The 17938-nt window shown below is 71.1% G+C and carries 16 protein-coding genes; 2 read left to right on the top strand and 14 right to left on the bottom strand.

Translation table 11 applies throughout. From position 1 onward, the window contains the following. Nucleotides 1–58: 58 nt before the first annotated feature. The 11 genes from TNCT6_RS37575 to TNCT6_RS37525 all read right to left on the bottom strand — a co-directional run bounded on the left by TNCT6_RS37575 (nucleotide 59) and on the right by TNCT6_RS37525 (nucleotide 10308). The gene (locus TNCT6_RS37575) at nucleotides 59–1150 is read right to left on the bottom strand and encodes a sugar phosphate isomerase/epimerase (protein WP_141367633.1); all 1092 of its coding nucleotides are present in this window, start codon (nucleotides 1148–1150) and stop codon (nucleotides 59–61) included. Nucleotides 1151–1176: 26 nt separating this feature from the next. Then, complete coding sequence (locus TNCT6_RS37570) at nucleotides 1177–1728, bottom strand: 2-oxo-4-hydroxy-4-carboxy-5-ureidoimidazoline decarboxylase (protein WP_141367631.1); 552 nt, start codon at nucleotides 1726–1728, stop codon at nucleotides 1177–1179. A 497-nt stretch (nucleotides 1729–2225) separates the two neighbouring features. Next, entirely contained in the window at nucleotides 2226–2456 is a 231-nt protein-coding gene (locus TNCT6_RS42255; RefSeq protein ID WP_373996271.1) for a EutN/CcmL family microcompartment protein, read from the bottom strand. Nucleotides 2457–2858: 402 nt separating this feature from the next. Continuing rightward, nucleotides 2859–3656 (bottom strand): SMI1/KNR4 family protein, encoded by a 798-nt coding sequence (locus TNCT6_RS37560; protein WP_141367627.1) that lies wholly within the window; start codon nucleotides 3654–3656, stop codon nucleotides 2859–2861. A 175-nt stretch (nucleotides 3657–3831) separates the two neighbouring features. Beyond that, nucleotides 3832–7107: a cation-translocating P-type ATPase gene (locus TNCT6_RS37555; RefSeq protein ID WP_141367625.1), complete on the bottom strand. Its 3276-nt coding sequence runs from the start codon at nucleotides 7105–7107 to the stop codon at nucleotides 3832–3834. A gap of 97 nt (nucleotides 7108–7204) precedes the next feature. Then, the gene (locus TNCT6_RS37550; protein WP_216372881.1) at nucleotides 7205–7681 is read right to left on the bottom strand and encodes a GNAT family N-acetyltransferase; all 477 of its coding nucleotides are present in this window, start codon (nucleotides 7679–7681) and stop codon (nucleotides 7205–7207) included. Between the two features lie 113 nt (nucleotides 7682–7794). Then, on the bottom strand, nucleotides 7795–8250 hold the full coding sequence (locus tag TNCT6_RS37545) for a hypothetical protein (RefSeq protein WP_141367623.1): 456 nt from the start codon (nucleotides 8248–8250) through the stop codon (nucleotides 7795–7797). A 26-nt stretch (nucleotides 8251–8276) separates the two neighbouring features. Continuing rightward, nucleotides 8277–8510 carry a heavy-metal-associated domain-containing protein gene (locus TNCT6_RS37540; RefSeq protein WP_301184435.1) on the bottom strand — a complete coding sequence of 78 codons (234 nt, stop codon included), beginning with the start codon at nucleotides 8508–8510 and terminating at the stop codon, nucleotides 8277–8279. A 170-nt stretch (nucleotides 8511–8680) separates the two neighbouring features. Then, a complete protein-coding gene (locus TNCT6_RS37535) occupies nucleotides 8681–9433 on the bottom strand; it encodes a DUF4386 family protein (RefSeq protein ID WP_216372880.1) in 753 nt (250 codons plus the stop codon). A gap of 35 nt (nucleotides 9434–9468) precedes the next feature. Next, nucleotides 9469–9693 carry a heavy-metal-associated domain-containing protein gene (locus TNCT6_RS41820; protein WP_216372879.1) on the bottom strand — a complete coding sequence of 75 codons (225 nt, stop codon included), beginning with the start codon at nucleotides 9691–9693 and terminating at the stop codon, nucleotides 9469–9471. 69 nt (nucleotides 9694–9762) lie between these two features. Further along, nucleotides 9763–10308 carry a hypothetical protein gene (locus TNCT6_RS37525; protein WP_172633293.1) on the bottom strand — a complete coding sequence of 182 codons (546 nt, stop codon included), beginning with the start codon at nucleotides 10306–10308 and terminating at the stop codon, nucleotides 9763–9765. 156 nt (nucleotides 10309–10464) lie between these two features. On the opposite strand from TNCT6_RS37525, the gene TNCT6_RS37520 reads away from it, so the two are divergent. Continuing rightward, nucleotides 10465–13179 carry a LuxR family transcriptional regulator gene (locus tag TNCT6_RS37520; protein WP_172633292.1) on the top strand — a complete coding sequence of 905 codons (2715 nt, stop codon included), beginning with the start codon at nucleotides 10465–10467 and terminating at the stop codon, nucleotides 13177–13179. Between the two features lie 263 nt (nucleotides 13180–13442). Here TNCT6_RS37520 and TNCT6_RS37515 read toward each other — a convergent pair whose 3' ends face one another. Next, a complete protein-coding gene (locus TNCT6_RS37515) occupies nucleotides 13443–14021 on the bottom strand; it encodes a TetR/AcrR family transcriptional regulator (RefSeq protein ID WP_141367615.1) in 579 nt (192 codons plus the stop codon). A gap of 71 nt (nucleotides 14022–14092) precedes the next feature. On the opposite strand from TNCT6_RS37515, the gene TNCT6_RS37510 reads away from it, so the two are divergent. Beyond that, a complete protein-coding gene (locus tag TNCT6_RS37510) occupies nucleotides 14093–14689 on the top strand; it encodes a dihydrofolate reductase family protein (RefSeq protein WP_141367613.1) in 597 nt (198 codons plus the stop codon). 205 nt (nucleotides 14690–14894) lie between these two features. On the opposite strand, the gene asnB is transcribed toward TNCT6_RS37510, so the two are convergent. Beyond that, nucleotides 14895–16733, bottom strand: coding sequence for an asparagine synthase (glutamine-hydrolyzing) (gene asnB, locus TNCT6_RS37505; RefSeq protein ID WP_141367611.1), 1839 nt, complete (start codon nucleotides 16731–16733; stop codon nucleotides 14895–14897). Nucleotides 16734–17487: 754 nt separating this feature from the next. Further along, entirely contained in the window at nucleotides 17488–17736 is a 249-nt protein-coding gene (locus TNCT6_RS37500) for a DUF2877 domain-containing protein (protein ID WP_141367609.1), read from the bottom strand. Between the last annotated feature and the right edge of the window lie 202 nt (nucleotides 17737–17938).

Below are 17938 nucleotides of genomic sequence, written 5' to 3'. Positions count from 1 at the left end.
GCACGAGCTGAGCGGTCCCGGCTGCCCGGGAAGTACTCACAGGAGAGTCCGACCCTCATCAGCAGTCGCCTCTCCCAGCCACCTTCGCCAGCGTTTCGCGGATGAACGCCGCACTCTCGGTGATGAACGCGAGCTGGTCTTCCGACTCGCACGGCGCGGCGTACACCTGCTCTCGGGTGGGCGCCAGCCCGTCGCGGATCCTGCTCTCGTGAACGACCGTCATCTGAACGATCGCCGCGAGCTCGTCGGTCGTCAGGTCGGGGTGCGCCGCGCGCCAGGTCGGGTCATAGACGTGCAGCGGCATCTCGAAGCGCAGCTGGGGATTCTCGATGGAGAGGTTGACATGTGGCGCTTCGAGCCGGAGAACGCCGAACACGCCTTCCCAGTCGATGACGCCTTGGCCCACGGGGACGAGTTGATGACCGATCCCGAAATCGGTGAAGTACAGTCCGGCGTCCTTGACATGGGTCATCCGCACGTACGGGGCGACGCGCTGGGCGGCCTTCACGGGGTCCTCTGCCCGGACCAGCACGTTTCCGATGTCGAAGGTGATGCCGACGGTGTCCGGGCCCACCTCCTCGACGATGCGCACGAGCTCGAAACTGGTGATCTCCTCGTGGGTCTCGAGGTTGAGATGCGAGCCTGTCTCGTTCAGCACGGGGGCCAGGCTCCTGAGCACCTTGACGGTCGCGGTGAGCTGGTCGGGCCACGGGGCATCCGTGCGGAACCGGTCGAACACGAAGTAGCCGGGCAACCCGAACTTGTAGTTGGCGGTTCCGGTCCAGAGTTCGTGAATGCCGATCTCTGCCGCAGCCTGGATCATGCGTTCCATCCCGCGCAGATAATCCCCGTCCCCGAGGATCCGGATCTCCGGCGTCTCGGGAGTTGCGTACGGGTTGACCTTCCCCACCCCGGCTTCCAGGTAGAGGCCGAGTTCGTCGGCGAGTGCGCGCACCTCGCGCAGCTCGCCCGGATCGAGTGTCTCGCTCATTTCGAGTATCGAGCGGAAAAAGACCCCATCGAGGCCGAGTTCGGCGGCGTGACGCAGCCGGCCGAGCGCACCGGGTTCGGCTCCCTCAGGCAGTTTCCGTCCGTCGACTCCGACCTTGGGACTCGTGCGAAGGATGGTTGATGCGTTCACGGTTGACATCGGGTCCATTCCTCTCTTCGATCAGGTCAGTAGGAGGTGCCCGGCTCGGCCAGCTCATGCAGCAGCTTCGGCAGCCGGATCGCCATGAGCTTCTTGAGCTCGCTCTTGATCTGCTCTGTCTCGGCTGCCTCGTCGTTTCCCAGGCGTGCCCGGATGGCTTCGACGATGTCCCACCCGGTGAGGCCGGTGGCGCTGATGAGGAACACGTGGCCGAAGCGCTCCTCGTATGCCTCATTGGCCGCCGCCAGACGTGCGAGCAGTTCCGTTTCGGTTCCCACGCCTGCTGACTCCGAGCGTGACCAGCGAGCCTCGGCGTCGGTGCCGGCGATCGGGGCGCCGATTCGGGTCAGGCCGGTGTGTGCGGCGACCACCTCCTCCGGGCTGAGTCCGTCGACTGCGCTCGTGGCCCGGCCGAGCAGACTCTCAACGGTGTCGTAGGGCCGCGCGGCTTCGACGTTCTCGGCCCACGTGAGCACCGGCAGGTGGCAGGAGTCGAAGAGTTTCTGGACGAATTCCTCACGTGGCATCGAGTTCACGATGGCCAGGCCGCTGTCGGTGACGCCGGCGGCGCTGTTCATGACTGGCTCCTTGCTTCACGAAGGGTGTCGGAAGGGGATGAGAGCGAGCACGCCCTCGAGGGCCTCATCGATGCCCGCGGCATCGGGGCCGAGTTCGGTTCACAGGGGTGCAGGAACGAGCCGAGGCGGTTCGGCTGGGCCAGGCCTCGACGATCCGGTTCCTGGAGAAGGGGGCCGGCCAGGACCTGACGGGCACGATTGGGCTGGTTTTAAAGCCGGTTCCAGCCAGCCGGAAGTAGTTGCGCAGCTACCGCGCTGCCGGGTGGGCGTAGTTGAGCGGAATCGATGAGTACGTCATGGGGCCGAGCGCCGGCGGCGGCCCGTATCGGGGCCGGAGTCTCGACGGCGTTCGTGATGATCAAGCGCTACTTGAGTTCAGCCTCAGCCGTCGATGTTCAACAGAGCGTCGACGGCGGCGTCGCGCGCGGTCAGAAGGTCGGCCTCAGCGCCGGCTGATGCGGATCCCTCTTTCGCACCAGCCCAGTCACAGGTGAGACCTACGTAGTCGGCGGCCGAACTTCGGCAGCACGGGCGGCACTTCCTGTGGCGATGGGCACCAGCTCTCCGGCTCGGGAGCCACCGGAGATGAGGGGTTTGCCTAACGGCTGGCCCCTGACGTCAGAGTCGTACACGAGCATGTAATTTGAGCCATGCAGGCCCGGCACTTTGAGGGTGGAGATCGCACAGCCGATCACCTTGGCGATCACCGTAACAGCCCGGCGATTCATCATGTGACATGATTAGCAGACGTCTAACATCTGTGGGAAGACCTTTGGCGCGAGCGGGTGCATCAAGTTGGCCTCGCGCTTTCATGAAGCGAGCTGCCCGACGGGCGGTCGGACCGCAAAAGGCGCCTCTGGCCAGCAACAATGAGGATTTTCCAGGTCCAGGCCAACTCCGTGGCGCTCGCCTCCTGGCGGCAGCCGCAGGCCGTCCACGACCCCGGGCAAAGTCCTCCTGGATCTCACGCCGGTCGTCACAATCGGCAGGAACTGCCTCGCCGACATGGCACTGCTGCGGCCGACGGGAGCACCGTCACCGTTTGGCGGGTCTGCTGTGGCAGACGAGTGTTTCGGCCCTGTTCCCCGAAGATGCCGCCAACCGGGCCGCGGGTGCCGTGGCGGCGAAGTTCAGCGGCGTTCGCGGTAGTTCATGAACCAGTGGGTGTCGAAATAGCGGGCCATCGTGAACGGGTGGCGCGGGTCGATGAGGATGCGGCAGACGAACTCCGCGGTCCGGCAGTCGAAGTGGACGTCCTCGCCGTCGAAGGACCGGACCACGACGGGCCAGCGGTCGGGGTCGTCACCGTCGGTCCTCCAGCAGTACAGGTCCTCGTGCTCAGTACCCGCCCAGATGAGCAACCCGTCCTCCATGAGAGACGTCCACGGCTCCTGGTTCAGGTTCAGATATCCGTCGAAGGCGCCCTCGCCGAACGTCTCGGCCATGTGTTTGTAGTCGCTCGGCAGCGCGGTGCCCAGGCGTGACTCCACCTCCGCCCAGTCCACGTCCGGCCGCCGGGCGGGCTGGGTCCACCCGGTGATCCGTATGAGCCGCTCCATCCAGTCGGTGTCCTCCTCTGGAGCGACCGCCAAGGGCTCGGGCACCTCTCTGTGAGCGACCACCAGCACGGGCCGCTCGATCCCCTCGGCGTCCCGCGCCGTACCCGTGCCGACCCACTGGTCCCCGTACGCCCACGCCCGTATCGTGACGGCCCGGTCCTCGAAGGGCACGAGGAGGGCCGCGCCCCTGGACTCGTCGACCGTCGGATCGGTGAAGCCCTCGAGGACGAGGGTGCGCGGGGCGCCGTACCTGCTGTCGAGCAGGTCGGTCAGGCGCCGCGAATCCAGGTCGCTGGGCAGGTACATGTATCCGTCCCCCGAGCCGAGTTGGGCCAGCAGGTCGTTGACGGTCGCTTGCGTGAGCTCCATGGCGGACAGTGAAACGCACCGCACCGACCATGGACGTGCTCACAGAGGGACCTGTTGTCAACTGGAGGTGCGTTGGACCCGACACCTCCCGGAGTCGTTGCCCGGGCCGCGGGCCCAGCCGGCACCGGACTGGTCGCCGACGTGGCAACGGTGGTGGTCATGGGCCCTCCGTGGGTCAGCCGGCCCGGACGGTGAACGGCACGGTGATCACGTCTCCGTGAGCGAGCCGAAACTGTGCCCACAACTGATAGGTCCCGGCGGTGGGGAACTCCGCGTGCACGGCGAGTTCGGGGCCGAACGTCTGGGCGGGCAGGGCGAAGACGGGGAGTCCGTCGGCACCGGTGGCCTCGGCGTGCTCGTGGGCGAAGGTCTGCCCATCGGCGCGCATGACCACGATGTGGCCGGCGGCAGCCAGATAGGGCCGCAGGTCGTCAACCGGGTGACCCGTGGCCGCGTCGCTGAATGTGTAGTGCAGGTCGCTGCGCCCACCGACCTTGGCGTCGCCGTCGAGCCGCACACGGACGCCGTCCACGACGGTGCTGCGCGGACCTTCGGTGACGGTCACCGGCGCGGGCGCGGGGCCGGCGACGGTGACCACCTGCCGGGAGTGCACGTCGGCCATCTGGCCCTGCCGGCGGAACTCGGTGTTGACGATGTACTGACCGGCGGTGGGGAAGGTGATGTCCACCGCGAGCTGTCCGGGCCGACCGGTCGGCAGCGGATGCACGTGGGCGAACGTGCCGAGGTCGGCGCGGGTGGCGATCAGGTGCATCCACGCCTCGTGGCTGCGGGTCAGATCCTCCACCGGCTTCCCCGTCCGGCTGTCGACGATGGTGGCCACCAGCCGGGCCGGCACGCCGGGCCGGACGCTCACGGGCAGATCGAGGTGGACATCGAGCCCTGCCTCGGCGGCATCGGTCGCCGGGACGTCGGCGGTCATCATCACGCTCATCGCGGGGCGCATCGGCATGCCGGTGCCCTGCACCCAGGCCAGCTGGCCGTTCATGCCGCGCTCGGCGAAGTCCATCCGGCTGACCGCGGTCAGCCCGGCGCCAAGGGCCAGGGCGACGGCCGCGATGCCGGTCAGGTACGCGCACTGGCCGGCCCGGGCGCGCAGCGGTGGGTGCAGGATCTCCCGAGCCGTAGCCGGGCGGCGGAAGCGGCGCAGCCGCAGCGCGTTGCCGACCACGCTGACCGAGCTCATCGCCATCGCCGCACTGGCCAGAACCGGGTCGAGCAGCAGGCCGTTCCACCAGTACAGCGCTCCAGCGGCGACCGGGACGAGGAGCAGGTTGTAGGCGAACGCCCAGCCCAGACCCTGCTTCATCGTCGTCACGGTGCGCCGTGACAGCGCGATCGCCGAGACGATCCCGCGCAGGTCGCCACCGACCAGGGTGATGTCGGAGGCGGCGATCGCCACGTCGGCGCCGGTACCGACCGCCAGGCCGATCGCGGCTTCACTGAGGGCGCCGGCGTCATTGATGCCGTCCCCGCAGAAGGCGACGATGTCCCCCCGCTCTTGCAGTTCGCGCACCTTCGCCGCCTTCTCGGCCGGCAGCACCTCGGCGAGCACATGCTCGATGCCGACCTGCTCGGCGATCGCCGCGGCGGTGGCGGCGTTGTCGCCGGTGAGCATCCACACCTGCAGCCCCAGCGCCTTCAGCTGGGCGACCGCCTCGGCCGACTCCGCCTTGACCGTGTCGGCCACGGTGAGCACGGCGGCCGCGGCTCCGTCGACCGCGACGAACATCGGCGTGCGGCCGGCCGCGGCCTCGGTGGCGGCGGTGACCTCCAGCGCGGCGACGTCGACGCCGCGGGCGGCCATCAACGCGGCGTTGCCCACGAGAACGTGCTTCTCGCCGACGACGGCGTCGACGCCGTGCCCAGGAACGGCATCGAAGGAGCGCAGCGCCGGCAGGTCGAGGGAGCGAGCGGTGGCGGCGACGACGATCGCCTCGCCGACCGGGTGCTCGCTGCCGGTCTCGGCGGCCGCCACCAGAGCCAGAACGTCGTTCTCGGTCCAGCCGTCGGTGGTGGTGATCCCGGTCAGGGAGGGCTTGCCCCGAGTGATCGTGCCGGTCTTGTCGAGCACCACGGCGGTGACGCGTCGTGCGGTCTCCAGGGCGTCACCGTTGCCGATGAGGATGCCCAGCTCCGCGGCGCGGCCGGTGCCGACCATCACCGCCGTGGGCGTGGCCAGACCGAGCGCGCAGGGGCAGGCGATGATCAGCACCGCGATCGTGGTGCTGATCGCCGTCGTCAGCCCTCCGGTGTCCGGGCCGAGCAGCGCCCACGCGACGAAGGTGGCCGCGGCCAGGCCGAGCACGATCGGCACGAACCAGGCCGAGACCCGGTCGGCGAGGCTCTGCAGCGGCACCTTCGCGCCCTGCGCCTCTTCGACGAGCCGGACGATCTGCGCCAGCGCGGTGTCCGGGCCGACCGCGGTCACCCGCAGCACCACCGTGCCGGTGCGGTTGATCGTGGCGCCGATGACCTGGTCGCCGACGGCTTTGTCCGCCGGCAGGCTCTCGCCGGTCAGCATGCTCTCGTCCACCGCGGTGGCGCCGTCGGTGACGACGCCGTCGACCGGTATCTTCTCGCCGGGCCGGACCCGCACCAGGTCGCCGACGACGACCTGTTCGACCGGGATGTCGACCGCGGTGCCGTCGCGCAGCACACGGGCGGTCTTCGGCGCCAGCCCGACCAGGGCGGTGATCGCCGCGGTGGCCTGCTTCTTCGCCTTCGCCTCCATCCACCGGCCGGCCAGGACGAGGGCGAGGACGACCAGCGAGGTCTCGAAGTACACGTGCAGCGGCAGGCCCCACCGCTCGGCGGCCGCGGGCCAGAGGGTGACGAACGTGCTGTAGGCGTAGGCGACCCCGGTGCCCAGCGCCACGAGGGTGTTCATGTTCGTGCTGCGGTGCCGCGCGGCTGCCCAGGCGGCACGGTAGATGTCCCACCCGGCCCAGAACTGCACAACCGTGGCGACCACGAGGATGGCCGGCATCAGCCAGTCCATCGCGTCGAGGTAGAGCGGCACGTACATCAGCACCATCAGCCCGAGGCCGGTGGCAAGGGTGATCTGCCACGTGCGCTTGAGTGACGTCAGGTGTGCCTCGCCGTCCCGTTCTTCGCTCGTCGCGGGGTTCGCGACGTTCCCATCGTTCGCGGCGTTCGCGGCGGCGGGCCGGGTGGCGCGGCGCGGGGTCGCGGTGTAGCCGGCCCGGGTGATCGCCGCGGTCAGCTCCTGCAGCCCCGCCTGTGCCGGGTCGAAGTGGACGGTGGCGACCTCGGTGGCCAGGTTGACCTCCGCGGCCGCCACCCCGTCGACACGGCGAAGCGCCCTCTCCACCCGGCTCACACACGAGGCGCACGTCATGCCGCCGATGTCGAGGGTGCATCCGGCGGTCGCCTGGGGCGCCGCGGTGGCGGTCGGCGCGTTGATGGTCATTGCGGTCTCCTGGTCGGGCGGGGCAGGGGGCTTCGGCTGATCGTTCCCGGGTGCGGCCCGGCTTCGGACCGGCGATTTCGCCGGGTTCGTGGCCGGGTCACCGGCCGGCGGCCGAGTCGGCGTACGCGCTTGGGGGCCAGGAGGCGAGGATCTTGGGCCGGAGTGTGGCGCCGAGGCGTTGGTAGAAGCGCTGCGCGTCGGCGTTGTCAACCTCCATGCCCCAGCGGATGAGCAGTCGCCCTGGCGCGGCCGACGCGGCGAGGGCGGCCATGAGACGGCGACCGGTACCGGCGCCGCGGTTCCCGGGGCGGACGTAGAGGTCGTCGAGGTTGAGCACGTCGCCGCCGGTCCACAGGTGCAGTTGGCGGACGGAGGAGACGTAGCCGACCGCCCGGCCGCCGCGCTCGGCCAGAAGGACGATCACCTCGGGGCGTGCGAGCAGGGCGCGCCACTGATCATCCGTGACGTGCACGTGCGCCGCCTGGTCCTCGTGGGCGGCTATCTCGCGGACCATCGCAGCTACGTCGACGGCGTCATCCGTCGTGGCCCGGCGGATCGTGACCTCGGACATCATGGGTCTTCCTTTCGTGGGGTGCGGCGGCGGACGGGGCGGACGGCTCCGACCGCCGCGGTCGGGTTCATGCGACGCCGCAGGTGTCTACGACGTCGCCGGGCCGGCGCGGGACCTCAGCAGTGGGCGTACTCGTGCGGGCGCAGCAGCATGGCCACGGCCATGGCCGGGAGCATGAGCAGGTGGCCCCACAGCATCAGGTCGCTGGTGTCGATGAGTTCGAGCGCCAACGGCACGAACAGCACCAGGAAGGGCACGTACATGGCCGCGCCCATTTCGGCGATGGGCCGCCGGCGGTGGCCACGGAACCTCATCCACGCGGACATGGCCACGGTCATGTTCGTCGCCATGATCAGCGCGCCCGTGTACGGGTTCTGCATCAGTGCGACGGCGCCGAGAGCGTCGAGGACGAACATCCAAACCGGGTGCAGGACGACCATGCCGACGGCCATCGCCACGGTCATCTCGGCGAAGTGCAGGGCGAACTTCTTGGCGCTCAGGCGATGGCCGTTGTGCGTCACGGCGTCGGTGGGCGCGGGGGCCGCGCTCGGGGTGGTGGCTTCGGTGTGCACGGTGTGTCTCCAGGGATGGGAGCGGGTCACGGGACGAGGGCGTAGCCGGCCTCGTCGACCGCGGCGGCGATGTCGGCGCGGTCGACCGGCTGGGAGGCGGTGACGGTGACGCTGCGGGTGGCCAGGTCGACGGTGACGGACTCGACGCCGGCGACGCTGGAGATCTCCTCGGTGACGGAGCGCGCGCAATGCGCGCAGGTCATGCCGCTGACCTCGAAGGTGGTCGAGCCGATGAAGGTGCGGGGGGTACCGGAGAGCAAGGGGAACTCCTCGAGTTGTTGGTGGTGGTGCGGTCAGGTGGAAGAGTCGGCCCGGGAGCGGGTGTGTCTCACCGGGGTGCACGGCGTGCTGCGATGAAGCAATCTCCGCCTTCGCTTCGGCGCGCTCGCCGGCGGTGTCGCAGGTGACCGGCGCCGTGCGGCCCACGCGTTCATCGGGTGGGCGGCGGGGACTGCGCATCCCGCGTCCGCCAGGCGACCACGGCCAGCCAGATCATCCACGCCACGTCCAGGACGAAGGCCAGAACGATGGCGATCGTCTCCGTTCGCGAGAAGCCCGCGGAGCCGACCACCCAGCCCTGCACCAGATAGGTGAGGCCGGAAAGCCCCATCAGGTGGCCGATGGGCCGCGGGACCCAAGCCGTCCGCATGACCGCGGCCGCGAACAGGAGCAGTGCGAGGCCCAGGGCGAAGTTCTGGTAGCTCCTCACCCCCCATTCGAGCCAGCGGATCGCCTCGGCGCCCGCGAAGCGCGCCGGCTTCTCGGCGTACGGGGCGCTCGCCCACGCGTTCACGGCCTGTTTGAGGGCGACCCCGTCCACGGCCTGGAGGACGCCGTAGAGCGCCAGTGTCGCCACCGCCGAAGCGGCACCGAATCGCCCCGCCCATCTGGCTGTTCCAGCCTGGACGTCCAGGGCGAAGAACAGGGCGACCAGTCCCGCGAGGAGCACCGCCATGCCCGCGAACTGGCCGAGGTGGACGGCCGTCCAGATCCCGCTGTCGGCGTACTCGGTGAACACGGCGGGGTGGTTGTTCGCGTCCCCATCGGTGTGGAACTGGGTGACCGCGATGTACAGGAGTTGTCCCACGAGCAGCAGCGTGGCGGGCAGACGCAGCGACGTGCGGCGCCCCAGGTCTTCGGTGTGGGCGGGGGTGGCGCTGAGAGCGGGCAGTGTGCTGGGCACGGCAGGCCTCCGGGTGGCGTGCGGAATGGGCGGAGTCATGGGACGAGGGCGTGGCCCGCCTCGTCGACGGCGGCGGCGATGTCGGCGCGGTCCAGGGGGCGAGAGGCGATGACGGTGAGCGTCCCGGGGGCCAGGCCGATGGTGACGGTGCCGACGCTGTCGATGGCGGCGAGCTGTTCGGTGACCGCGCGTCGGCAGTGCGCGCGGGTCGTGTCCTCGGCCTCGAAGGTGGTCGAGGCGATGTAGGTGCTGGACTGCAAGGGCAATTCCCCGAGGTGCTGGTGGTGGTGCCGGTCAGGTGTAAGCGTCGGCCCGAGGGTGGGTGCGTCTCACCGGGGAAATCGCCGGGTTTTCCGCCAGGGTCGGCCCGGTCGGGGACGGTGCGCTCCGTCGCTGCTGACCGTGGCGCAGGGCTTGCCACGGGGGACGGCGAGCGCGGTGAGGACGAGCAGGGTGGCAAGGACGCCGACGGTGACGGCGAAAGCCCGGTTGTAGGCGACGATCAGCCCGGCTTGCGTGGCGAGGTCGCCGGCTGTCGCGGTGAGCCCGGCGACACCGAGCGCGGCGCCGATCTCGTGGCAGGTGATCGTCAGCCTCGAGGACGGTCCGGGACCCGTGGCGGGCACGTCGCCCGTCGCAGCGACGTCGATGGCGACGGATATCGGCCCGATGCCTGCGCCGATGGGCAGGAAGCCCGGTGGCCCGACGCCGACGTCGGAAGTGCCGCCGGCGTCGGAGGTGCCGGCGGCACCGGCGGCCGGCAGCACGCCTGCGGCCGGCCAAGGCGCCGCCGAGGACCAGGGTGCGGGCGCCAGGGCGTCCGAGTTGTGCGCGGCCAGCGCATGGGGCGACCGAGTTGTGCGCGGCCGGCCCATGGGGCGACCGGTGCCTGTGCGAGGGGGTGCCGGTTGGCGGCGGGGTGGGCCGACGGGGCTCCTCCTCGGAATCGGGGTGATGGTCAGCTGCCACGCTCGCCGCAGGTGATCACTTGCGCCGGTGTCTTCACCGGCGCGTTCGGTACCGTTGGGCTCGTGCTGGCCGGACGGGACCCTGAACGCGCGGCGATCGCCGCCCTGCTCGACGCCGCACGCACCGGCAGCGGCGGCGCGCTGGTGGTGCGTGGCGTCGCCGGGGTCGGCAAGTCGGCGCTGCTGGCCGACGTGTTGGCAACCACGTTGGACCTGCGGGTGCTGCGCACCTCCGGCGTGGAGTCCGAATCGCCGCTGGCCTTCGCCGCACTGCAACGGCTGCTGTGGCCACTGCGCACCCGCATCGATGCCCTGCCGGCGCCGCAGGCTGCGGCACTGCGCGCGGCGATGGGTGAGACCGAGGGCGAGGGCGACCGCTTCCGCGCGTTCCTCGGCACGCTGAGCCTGCTCGCCGACGCTGCCGAAGAGGCGCCGCTGCTGGTCGTCGTCGACGACGCGCACTGGCTCGACGACGCGTCGGCCGCGGCGCTGCTGTTCGCCGCCCGCCGACTGCAGGCGGAGCGCGTGGCGCTGCTGTTCGCCGCCCGCGACGGCGACGCCCGCGAGTTCGACGCCGGGGACCTGCCCACCATCGTTCTCGACGGCGTGACCGGTGCCGACGCCCACGCGCTGCTGTCCGAACACACCGGGACCGACATCGATCCGGCGGCTCGCGACCAACTGGTGGCGGGCACCGGCGGCAACCCGCTCGCGCTGGTCGAGCTGGCCGGGGTGCTCACCGCGGACCAACTGGCCGGCCGGGCGCCGCTGCCCACCCCGCTGCCGCTGACCGGCGGTGTGGAGCGCGCCTTCCTCGACCGCTACCGCCGCCTCGACGAGACCGCGCAGCGGTTCCTGCTGGTCGCCGCGACCGACGACACCACCCGCCTGACTGTGGTCGGCGACGCCGCCGAGCGCCTCGACGCCGCTGATACCGCCCTCGACACGGTGGAGCTGTCGGGGTTGCTGCGCGTCGACGGCGACGCCGTCTCCCTCTACCACCCGCTGGTGCGCTCGGCGGTCTACCGGGCTGCCACCAGTGCGCAACGCCGTGCCGCGCACCGTGCGCTCGCCGACGTGCTGACCGGCGACCCCGAGCGGCGGGCCTGGCACCTGGCCGCCGCCGCCGACCGGCCCGACGAGGACGTCGTCGCCGCCCTCGACGGGGTCGCCGAGCGCGCTGCGGCCCGCGGTGGCCACGAGGCGGCGGCCGCCGCGTGGGCCCGCGCCGCCGAGCTCACCGCCGGCGGTGAGGCCCGCGGCCGGCGGCTGTACCGTGCCGCGTCCTCGGCCTGGCTGGGCGCGCACCCTTCGCGCGCCTCGGCGCTCGCCCAGGCCGCCGCGGCAGACGTGACCGATCCGCCGGCGCTTGCGCAACTGCTCGCGTTGCAGGGGCAGATCGAGTGGAACACCCGCTCGCTGAACGACGGCTACGACCTCATCCTGCGGGCCACCGAGGTCGCCGCCGACGGGGACGCGGCACTGGTGGCGCAGCTGGCGATGCTCGCCGCGTCGCTGGCGGCGTTCGGCGCCCGGTCCCCGCGCGCGGTGGACCCGACCGCGCTGGTGGCCGAGCCCGCGCCGGACGCGCCGCCCCAGGTGCGGGCCGCCTGGGCCCTCCTGCACGGCTTCGGCGCCGTCGCCCGCAGCGACTGGACTGCCGCCGCGGAATCCTTCCGGTCCGCGTTCGTCCTCACCGACGACGCCCCGGTCGAGGACCACCTGTTGCAGCCCAACCTGGGCATCGCCGCGATGCTGATCGACGACGACGAACGCGGACTGCGGCTGCATGAACAGCAACTGACCGCCGCCCGCCGCGCCGGCGCGCTGAACATGGTCGAGCACGCCCTTACCCGCGGGGCCCACTTCCAGATCGCTACCGGCGCCTGGCCGAAGGCGGCCAGTGCCGCCGCCGAGGCGCTGCCGCTGACCGTCGGCACCGGCCACCCTGGGTTGACCGCACTGCCCACCGCACAACTCGCCCTGGTCGCGGCGCTACGCGGAGACGACGTCACCGACCGCCACCTGGACAAGGTCACCGAGATCAGGGACAAGCACCCGGTCGGCATCACCGACGGCCTCGTCGCCGACCTGACGCACTGGACCCGCGGGCTGCGCGCGGCCACGCAGCCCGCATCGGCGCTGCACCATCTCGAGCAAATCGAGGGGCCGGCCTGCCGCCGTCTGGCTGCTCTCGACCTGTTCGACGCCGCCATCCGCGGCAACCGCCCAGGCCTCGCCCGCACTTGGCTGGCCGAGTTGGAGCAGTTCGCCGCGGGCACCGGGCTGCCGGCCGCGACCGCGGTCGTCGAACACGGCCGTGCGCTGCTCGCAGCCGACAGCGACGCCGAGGCCCACTTCCAGCAGGCACTGACCGCGCACGCCGGCTCGCGACGGCTACCCAACCGGGCCCGCACTCATCTGGCCTTCGGCGAACACCTGCGCCGCGCCCGCCGCAGGGTCGACGCCCGCGAGCATCTGCGCACCGCGCTGGCGCTGTTCGAGGGCCTCGGCGCTGCCTCGTGGGCTCAGCGGGCCGCGCAAGAGCTGCGCGCCTCCGGCGAGAGCGTCCGCCGCCGCGACGTCGCCACCGCCACCGAGCTGACCCCGCAGGAGCGCCAGGTCGCCGCCCTGGTCCGGCAGGGCCTGTCGAACCGGGACGTTGCCGCGCAGCTGTTCGTCAGTTCACGCACCGTCGACTTTCACTTGAGAAACTGCTACGCCAAGTTGGGCGTCGCCTCCCGCGCCGAGCTCACCGCTCTCCCCCTCGACCTGTGACCGGCACGGATCTTCACGGATGCAGGACTTCACCCCCGACCAGTTCGACCACGCACTGACCCGGCGGCACGTCGTGCGCGCCACTCGCCCCGGCAGACCCCTGCTGCCGCCGAGGCCCGGGTGGTGCAGCTGCGCCGCGAGCACCGGATCGGGCCGGTGCGGCCGGTCACCCCGTACTTCCGTCACCCGGCCCCCAACCAGCCGGATGGGCTCGCAGTCCTCGCCGCACGGGGCTCCTTGGGGAATCCGTGTGCGTCTGCCGTCTACTCCGCCGCTACGATGCGTTCGACCGCGGCCGTCACCAGTTGTTCACGCTCTGCTTCCGTGAAGACGTCCGGCAGGGTGAGCTGCTCGACGATCAGCCAGTTCAGAGCCAGTATGAGCAGCTTGACGGCCATGGCGTCGCCGGGGAGGCCGGAGGCCTCGTGGTAGGCCACGTTGGCGTCGACGTCGGCCCGGACTCGCTCGGTGAGGACCTTGCGCAATTCGGGGCGGCGGGTGGCCTCCAGGCGGAGTTCGAGCAACGCGAGGTAGCCGGTGCGGAAGCGGGCGATGCGGCCGACGAGTTCACGCATCAGCTCCGCGTAGGTTTCCCGGTCACGGCCGGCCGCCTGCTGGCGGGCGATCGTGGCGTCGTCGGGCTTGAGCCGCTCGTACACACGGGCGCCGGCCTGGGTGAGCAGGTCGTCGCGGCTGACGAAGTAGTTGGACGCGGTGCCGGCCGGTACGGCGGCCTCGCTGTCCACCGCCCGGAACGTCAGACCACGTGCGCCTTCCCTGGCCAGCACCTCGATCGCGGCGTCGACGAGGGCGGCGCGCCGCTGGTCGTTTCGCCTCACCATTGACATCACTCCATCTGTAGTACTACGTTCAAACCACTTCATCTAGAGTACTACGTATGGAGCCATCAGAGATGCGAAAGCTCGTGTACTACGTCGGTGTCACGCTCGATGGCCGCATCGCCGGCCCCGGCGGCGAGTACGACTTCTTCCCCGCCGGCGACGAACAGCAGACCGCCGCCTACTTCTCCTGGACCAACTCGCTGTACCCCGAGACCGTTCCGACCGCCCACCGAGCCGCCGTAGGCCTCACCGACGCGCCCAACCGGCGCTTCGACACCGTCGTCATGGGCCTCGGCACCTACCGCCCCGCCCTCGACGCGGGGATCACCAGCCCGTACGCGCACCTGCGTCAATACGTGGTCTCCAGCACCCTCGAGCCGGACACCGACCCCGCCGTCACCGTCGTCCCGGGCGACCCACTCGCCCTCGTCCGCGAACTCAAGCGGCAGGAGGGCACCGGCCTGGACATCTGGCTCTGCGGAGGCGGCAAGCTCGCGGGCGCCCTCCTGCCCGAGATCGACGAACTGGTGGTCAAGCACTACCCGGTGGTCGCCGGCGCCGGAATCCCGGCTTTCGACGGCGCCTTCAACCCCACCGTCTTCCATGTCGCCGAGCGCACTGCCTTCTCCAACGGCGTCACCCTCACCCACCTCACCCGCCGCTCCTGACTTCGGAAGCGTGATGTCGTTGGGGACTGACGGGGTGTGACCGTCACGGTAAGGATCTACGGGTGAGCGTGCGCTCGGTTCAGCGGTGGCGCCGAGCCTGGCAGGACGCCGGCACGGACGGTTCCGGAACCGGCGTCGTCCGTCACGGTGCGACGCGGGGCACGGCGGCGGGCTCCGGCGGGACCGGCCCGCGGCGTGCCCGGCGTCAGGTCAACGTCAGTTCCGGCTTGTACATGTCCAGCCACAGTGCCAGGTTCACGGTGCGTTCGAGGCCGCGCCGCGAGGCCAGCGTGACCTGCGGGGCGTCCCGGTGGGCGGCTTGGTGGACGCGGTCCCGGTCGAGCAGGTCGAAGACCGGGTGGGACGGGCGGGCGAGGATGTCCCTGACGTGTTCCTGGATGGCGACGGCGTACTTCGGGTCCTGGGTCGACGGGTAGGGGCTCTTGGTCCTGTCGTACACGGACCGCGGAAGCAGGTCGGCGGTCGCCTCCCTGAGCAGGCTCTTCTCCCGCCCGTCGAACGACTTCAGCGACCAGGGAGCGTTGTACACGTACTCGACGAGCCGGTGGTCGCAGAACGGCACCCGCACCTCCAGCCCGACCGCCATGCTCAGGCGGTCCTTGCGGTCCAGCAGGACCCGTGCGAACCGGGTCAGGTGCAGATGGCAGATCTTCCGCATCCGGTACTCGAAGTCGCTCTCATCGTCGAGGCGGCGGATGTCCGATACGGCGGCGCAGTAGCTGTCGGCGACGTACGTCTTCAGGTCCAGGGCTTCGGTGAGAGCGGGGCTCAGGACTCCGGAATCGCTGCCGAAGCGCTGGGCCTGGGCCATCCATGGGAAGGTGTCGGCGCGCCGGGCCTCCTCGTCGAAGAACTGGAGGTAGCCCCCGAAGACCTCGTCGGCCGACTCGCCGGACAGCGCGACCGTGGAGTGCTCGCGGATCGCCCGGAGGAGCAGGTAGAGCGAGGAGTCCAAATCGCCGATGCCCACGGGCAGGTCGCGTGCCCGGATCGTCTCCGCCCGTACGTCGAGGTCGGCGAGGGACTGCGCGTCGAGAAGGATGTCCTGGTGCTCGGTGCCGGAGGCGTGGGCGACGTCGTGCACGAACGGGCTGTCGGGTGTGGCGCGCAGCTCGTCGGCGATGAAGTCGTCGGTGTGTCCCACGAAGTCCACGGCGAAGCTGCGCACCTTCTCGCCGTGCTCGGCCAGTTGGCGGGCTGCCAGGGCGGTCAGCGCGGAGGAGTCCAAGCCCCCCGACAGCAGCATGCAGCGGGGGACGTCGGCGACGAGCTGGCGGCGGACGATGTCGTCGAGCAGTGAGCGCACGGTGGCGATGGTGGTGGCTCGGTCGTCGGTGTGCGGACGGGTCTGAAGTTGCCAGTAGACGTGTCGGCGCATCCCCTGCCGGTCGACGGTGACGACGGTGCCGGGCTCCAGTTCGCGCATGCCGTCCCACACGGCGTGTCCGGGCGTCTTGACCATCGCGAACACTTCCCGCAGGCCGTCGAGGCGGATCCTGGCGGGGGCCAGCGGATTGGCGAGGATGGCTTTGGGCTCGGAGCCGAACAGCAAGCCGTCGGAGGTCGGGTAGTAGTAGAACGGCTTGATCCCCATACGGTCGCGGACCATCACGAGCCGGTTGTGGCGGCCGTCCCACACCGCGAAGGCGAACATGCCGTTGAGCCGTCTGGCGAGCCCCTCCTCCCATTCGAGGTAGGCGTGCAGGACCACCTCGGTGTCCGAGTCGGTCGTGAAGCGGTGGCCCAGACCGGTCAGCTCTTGGCGCAGTTCGGTGAAGTTGTAGGCCTCCCCCGAGTAGACGAGCACCACGGTTCCCTCGGGTGTCCGGACGCTCATCGGCTGCCGCCCGCCGGGGAGGTCGATGATCGCGAGCCTGCGGTGGCCGAGGGCGACGGGCCCCTCGGCCCAGGTGCCGCAGTCGTCCGGGCCCCGGCAGGACATGGTCTCGGTCATCGCGTCCAAGGTCGCGCTCTCGGACCTCAGATCACGGTCGAAGGACACCCAGCCGGTGATCCCGCACATGTGTTACCTCCCGCGTCCGGCCTCCGGGCCGAGCCCGCTCACCTGCGGCCTCTCGCAGCCGATCCCGGCGAACCAGTTTGTGTTCAGCTAGGGGACGAGCGTGTGTCACGTGCGGAACAGGGTCAGCCCGTCCGCATCCTGGTCGGCGCCGCCCGCCCCGTCGGTTCGGACCGGCTTTGCCTTCCGGGTACACGCCTACGAGCCTCGCCCCGACCGCCGGGTTCCGGGCCGCGGCCGTCGACTCCCGGCCCGCTGTAAAGAATTACCCAAGTTCGCGCGCCGCGCGTCCGGCCCAGCGGTTTTCGCCTCCATTCGGGTGGAAGGACTGTCCAGCGAATGGCTCTGTCCAGAAATCGGTGGTCGCGCTGCGTGGCGGTCACCGCAGGAGGATGCGAAGGCGGAGGAGGGCGAGGCCTGCGCGGCCGGGCCGCTGCCCCGTGATCCGTTCGGTGCGGGTGGTGATCGGCTTCGGCCGCGGGCCCCTTCGGCGACGCCGAGCGGTCCGGGTCCGGGCACGAGCCGTCGGACCGCGGCGTCAAGGGGTTCTGCGTCATCACGACGGTGTGGATCGGGGCCTGACCCCGTCGCGGGCGCGGGTCGCCAGACGCGCTCCCGCGCACAGACCGTGCAGCAGGTCGCACCCCGAACTGTGGCCGACGGCGAGCAGGGCGGTGACCGGGCCGGACGGGTCGCCACCGGTAGCGGCGGCCCGCAGCAGCGCCGCGACCTGAGGGATGCACAGGCCTTCGGCGGTCTACCGGAGAAGGGCCGCGGAGACCGGCGGCGTCAGCCTGTCCGCCTCTGCCGCGATATGTGCGAGTGCCGCGAGCCAGTCCGGCGGGCGCCGCTGCACCTGGGCGGCGAGCAGCAGCCCGCACAGGAAGTCGTCCCCGGAGGGTGTCGCGCCGGGGCCGAGGCCGAGCAGGGCGCGGGCCGCGCGCCGCCGGGCCGCGGTGCCGCCGTGCCGCCGTGCCGCCGTGCGCGAGCATGCGAACGAGAGCACGGGCGACGGGGCGGACCTCGGGCGGCAGCGGCCGGGGCGGGCGGAGCGTGGCGAGCCGGTCGAGGACCGGGCCGGGTGGGGAGTCCTGGGCGCGGGGCGGCGCCCAGAACTCCCCCGCGGTCAGGCACAGGGACCCGATCGCGATCCGGCCGGCCCCGACGCGTCCCGTGCGGCCAGGGGTCAGCCCGTGGAAGGGCCGGTC

Source organism: Streptomyces sp. 6-11-2 (genome assembly GCF_006540305.1).
Taxonomy (GTDB): Bacteria; Actinomycetota; Actinomycetes; order Streptomycetales; family Streptomycetaceae; genus Streptomyces.
This window is presented reverse-complemented; position numbering and strand designations above follow the sequence as displayed.

Excerpts from the sequence above, each read along its gene's own strand:
- TNCT6_RS37575 (WP_141367633.1), bottom strand. The coding sequence starts at position 1,150 with ATGTCAACCGTGAACGCATCAACCATCCTTCGCACGAGTCCCAAGGTC.
- TNCT6_RS37570 (WP_141367631.1), bottom strand. The coding sequence starts at position 1,728 with ATGAACAGCGCCGCCGGCGTCACCGACAGCGGCCTGGCCATCGTGAAC.
- asnB (WP_141367611.1), bottom strand. The coding sequence starts at position 16,733 with ATGTGCGGGATCACCGGCTGGGTGTCCTTCGACCGTGATCTGAGGTCC.
- TNCT6_RS37560 (WP_141367627.1), bottom strand. The coding sequence starts at position 3,656 with ATGGAGCTCACGCAAGCGACCGTCAACGACCTGCTGGCCCAACTCGGC.
- TNCT6_RS37510 (WP_141367613.1), top strand. The coding sequence starts at position 14,093 with ATGCGAAAGCTCGTGTACTACGTCGGTGTCACGCTCGATGGCCGCATC.
- TNCT6_RS37555 (WP_141367625.1), bottom strand. The coding sequence starts at position 7,107 with ATGACCATCAACGCGCCGACCGCCACCGCGGCGCCCCAGGCGACCGCC.
- TNCT6_RS37515 (WP_141367615.1), bottom strand. The coding sequence starts at position 14,021 with ATGGTGAGGCGAAACGACCAGCGGCGCGCCGCCCTCGTCGACGCCGCG.
- TNCT6_RS42255 (WP_373996271.1), bottom strand. The coding sequence starts at position 2,456 with ATGAATCGCCGGGCTGTTACGGTGATCGCCAAGGTGATCGGCTGTGCG.
- TNCT6_RS37525 (WP_172633293.1), bottom strand. The coding sequence starts at position 10,308 with ATGGGCCGGCCGCGCACAACTCGGTCGCCCCATGCGCTGGCCGCGCAC.
- TNCT6_RS37550 (WP_216372881.1), bottom strand. The coding sequence starts at position 7,681 with ATGATGTCCGAGGTCACGATCCGCCGGGCCACGACGGATGACGCCGTC.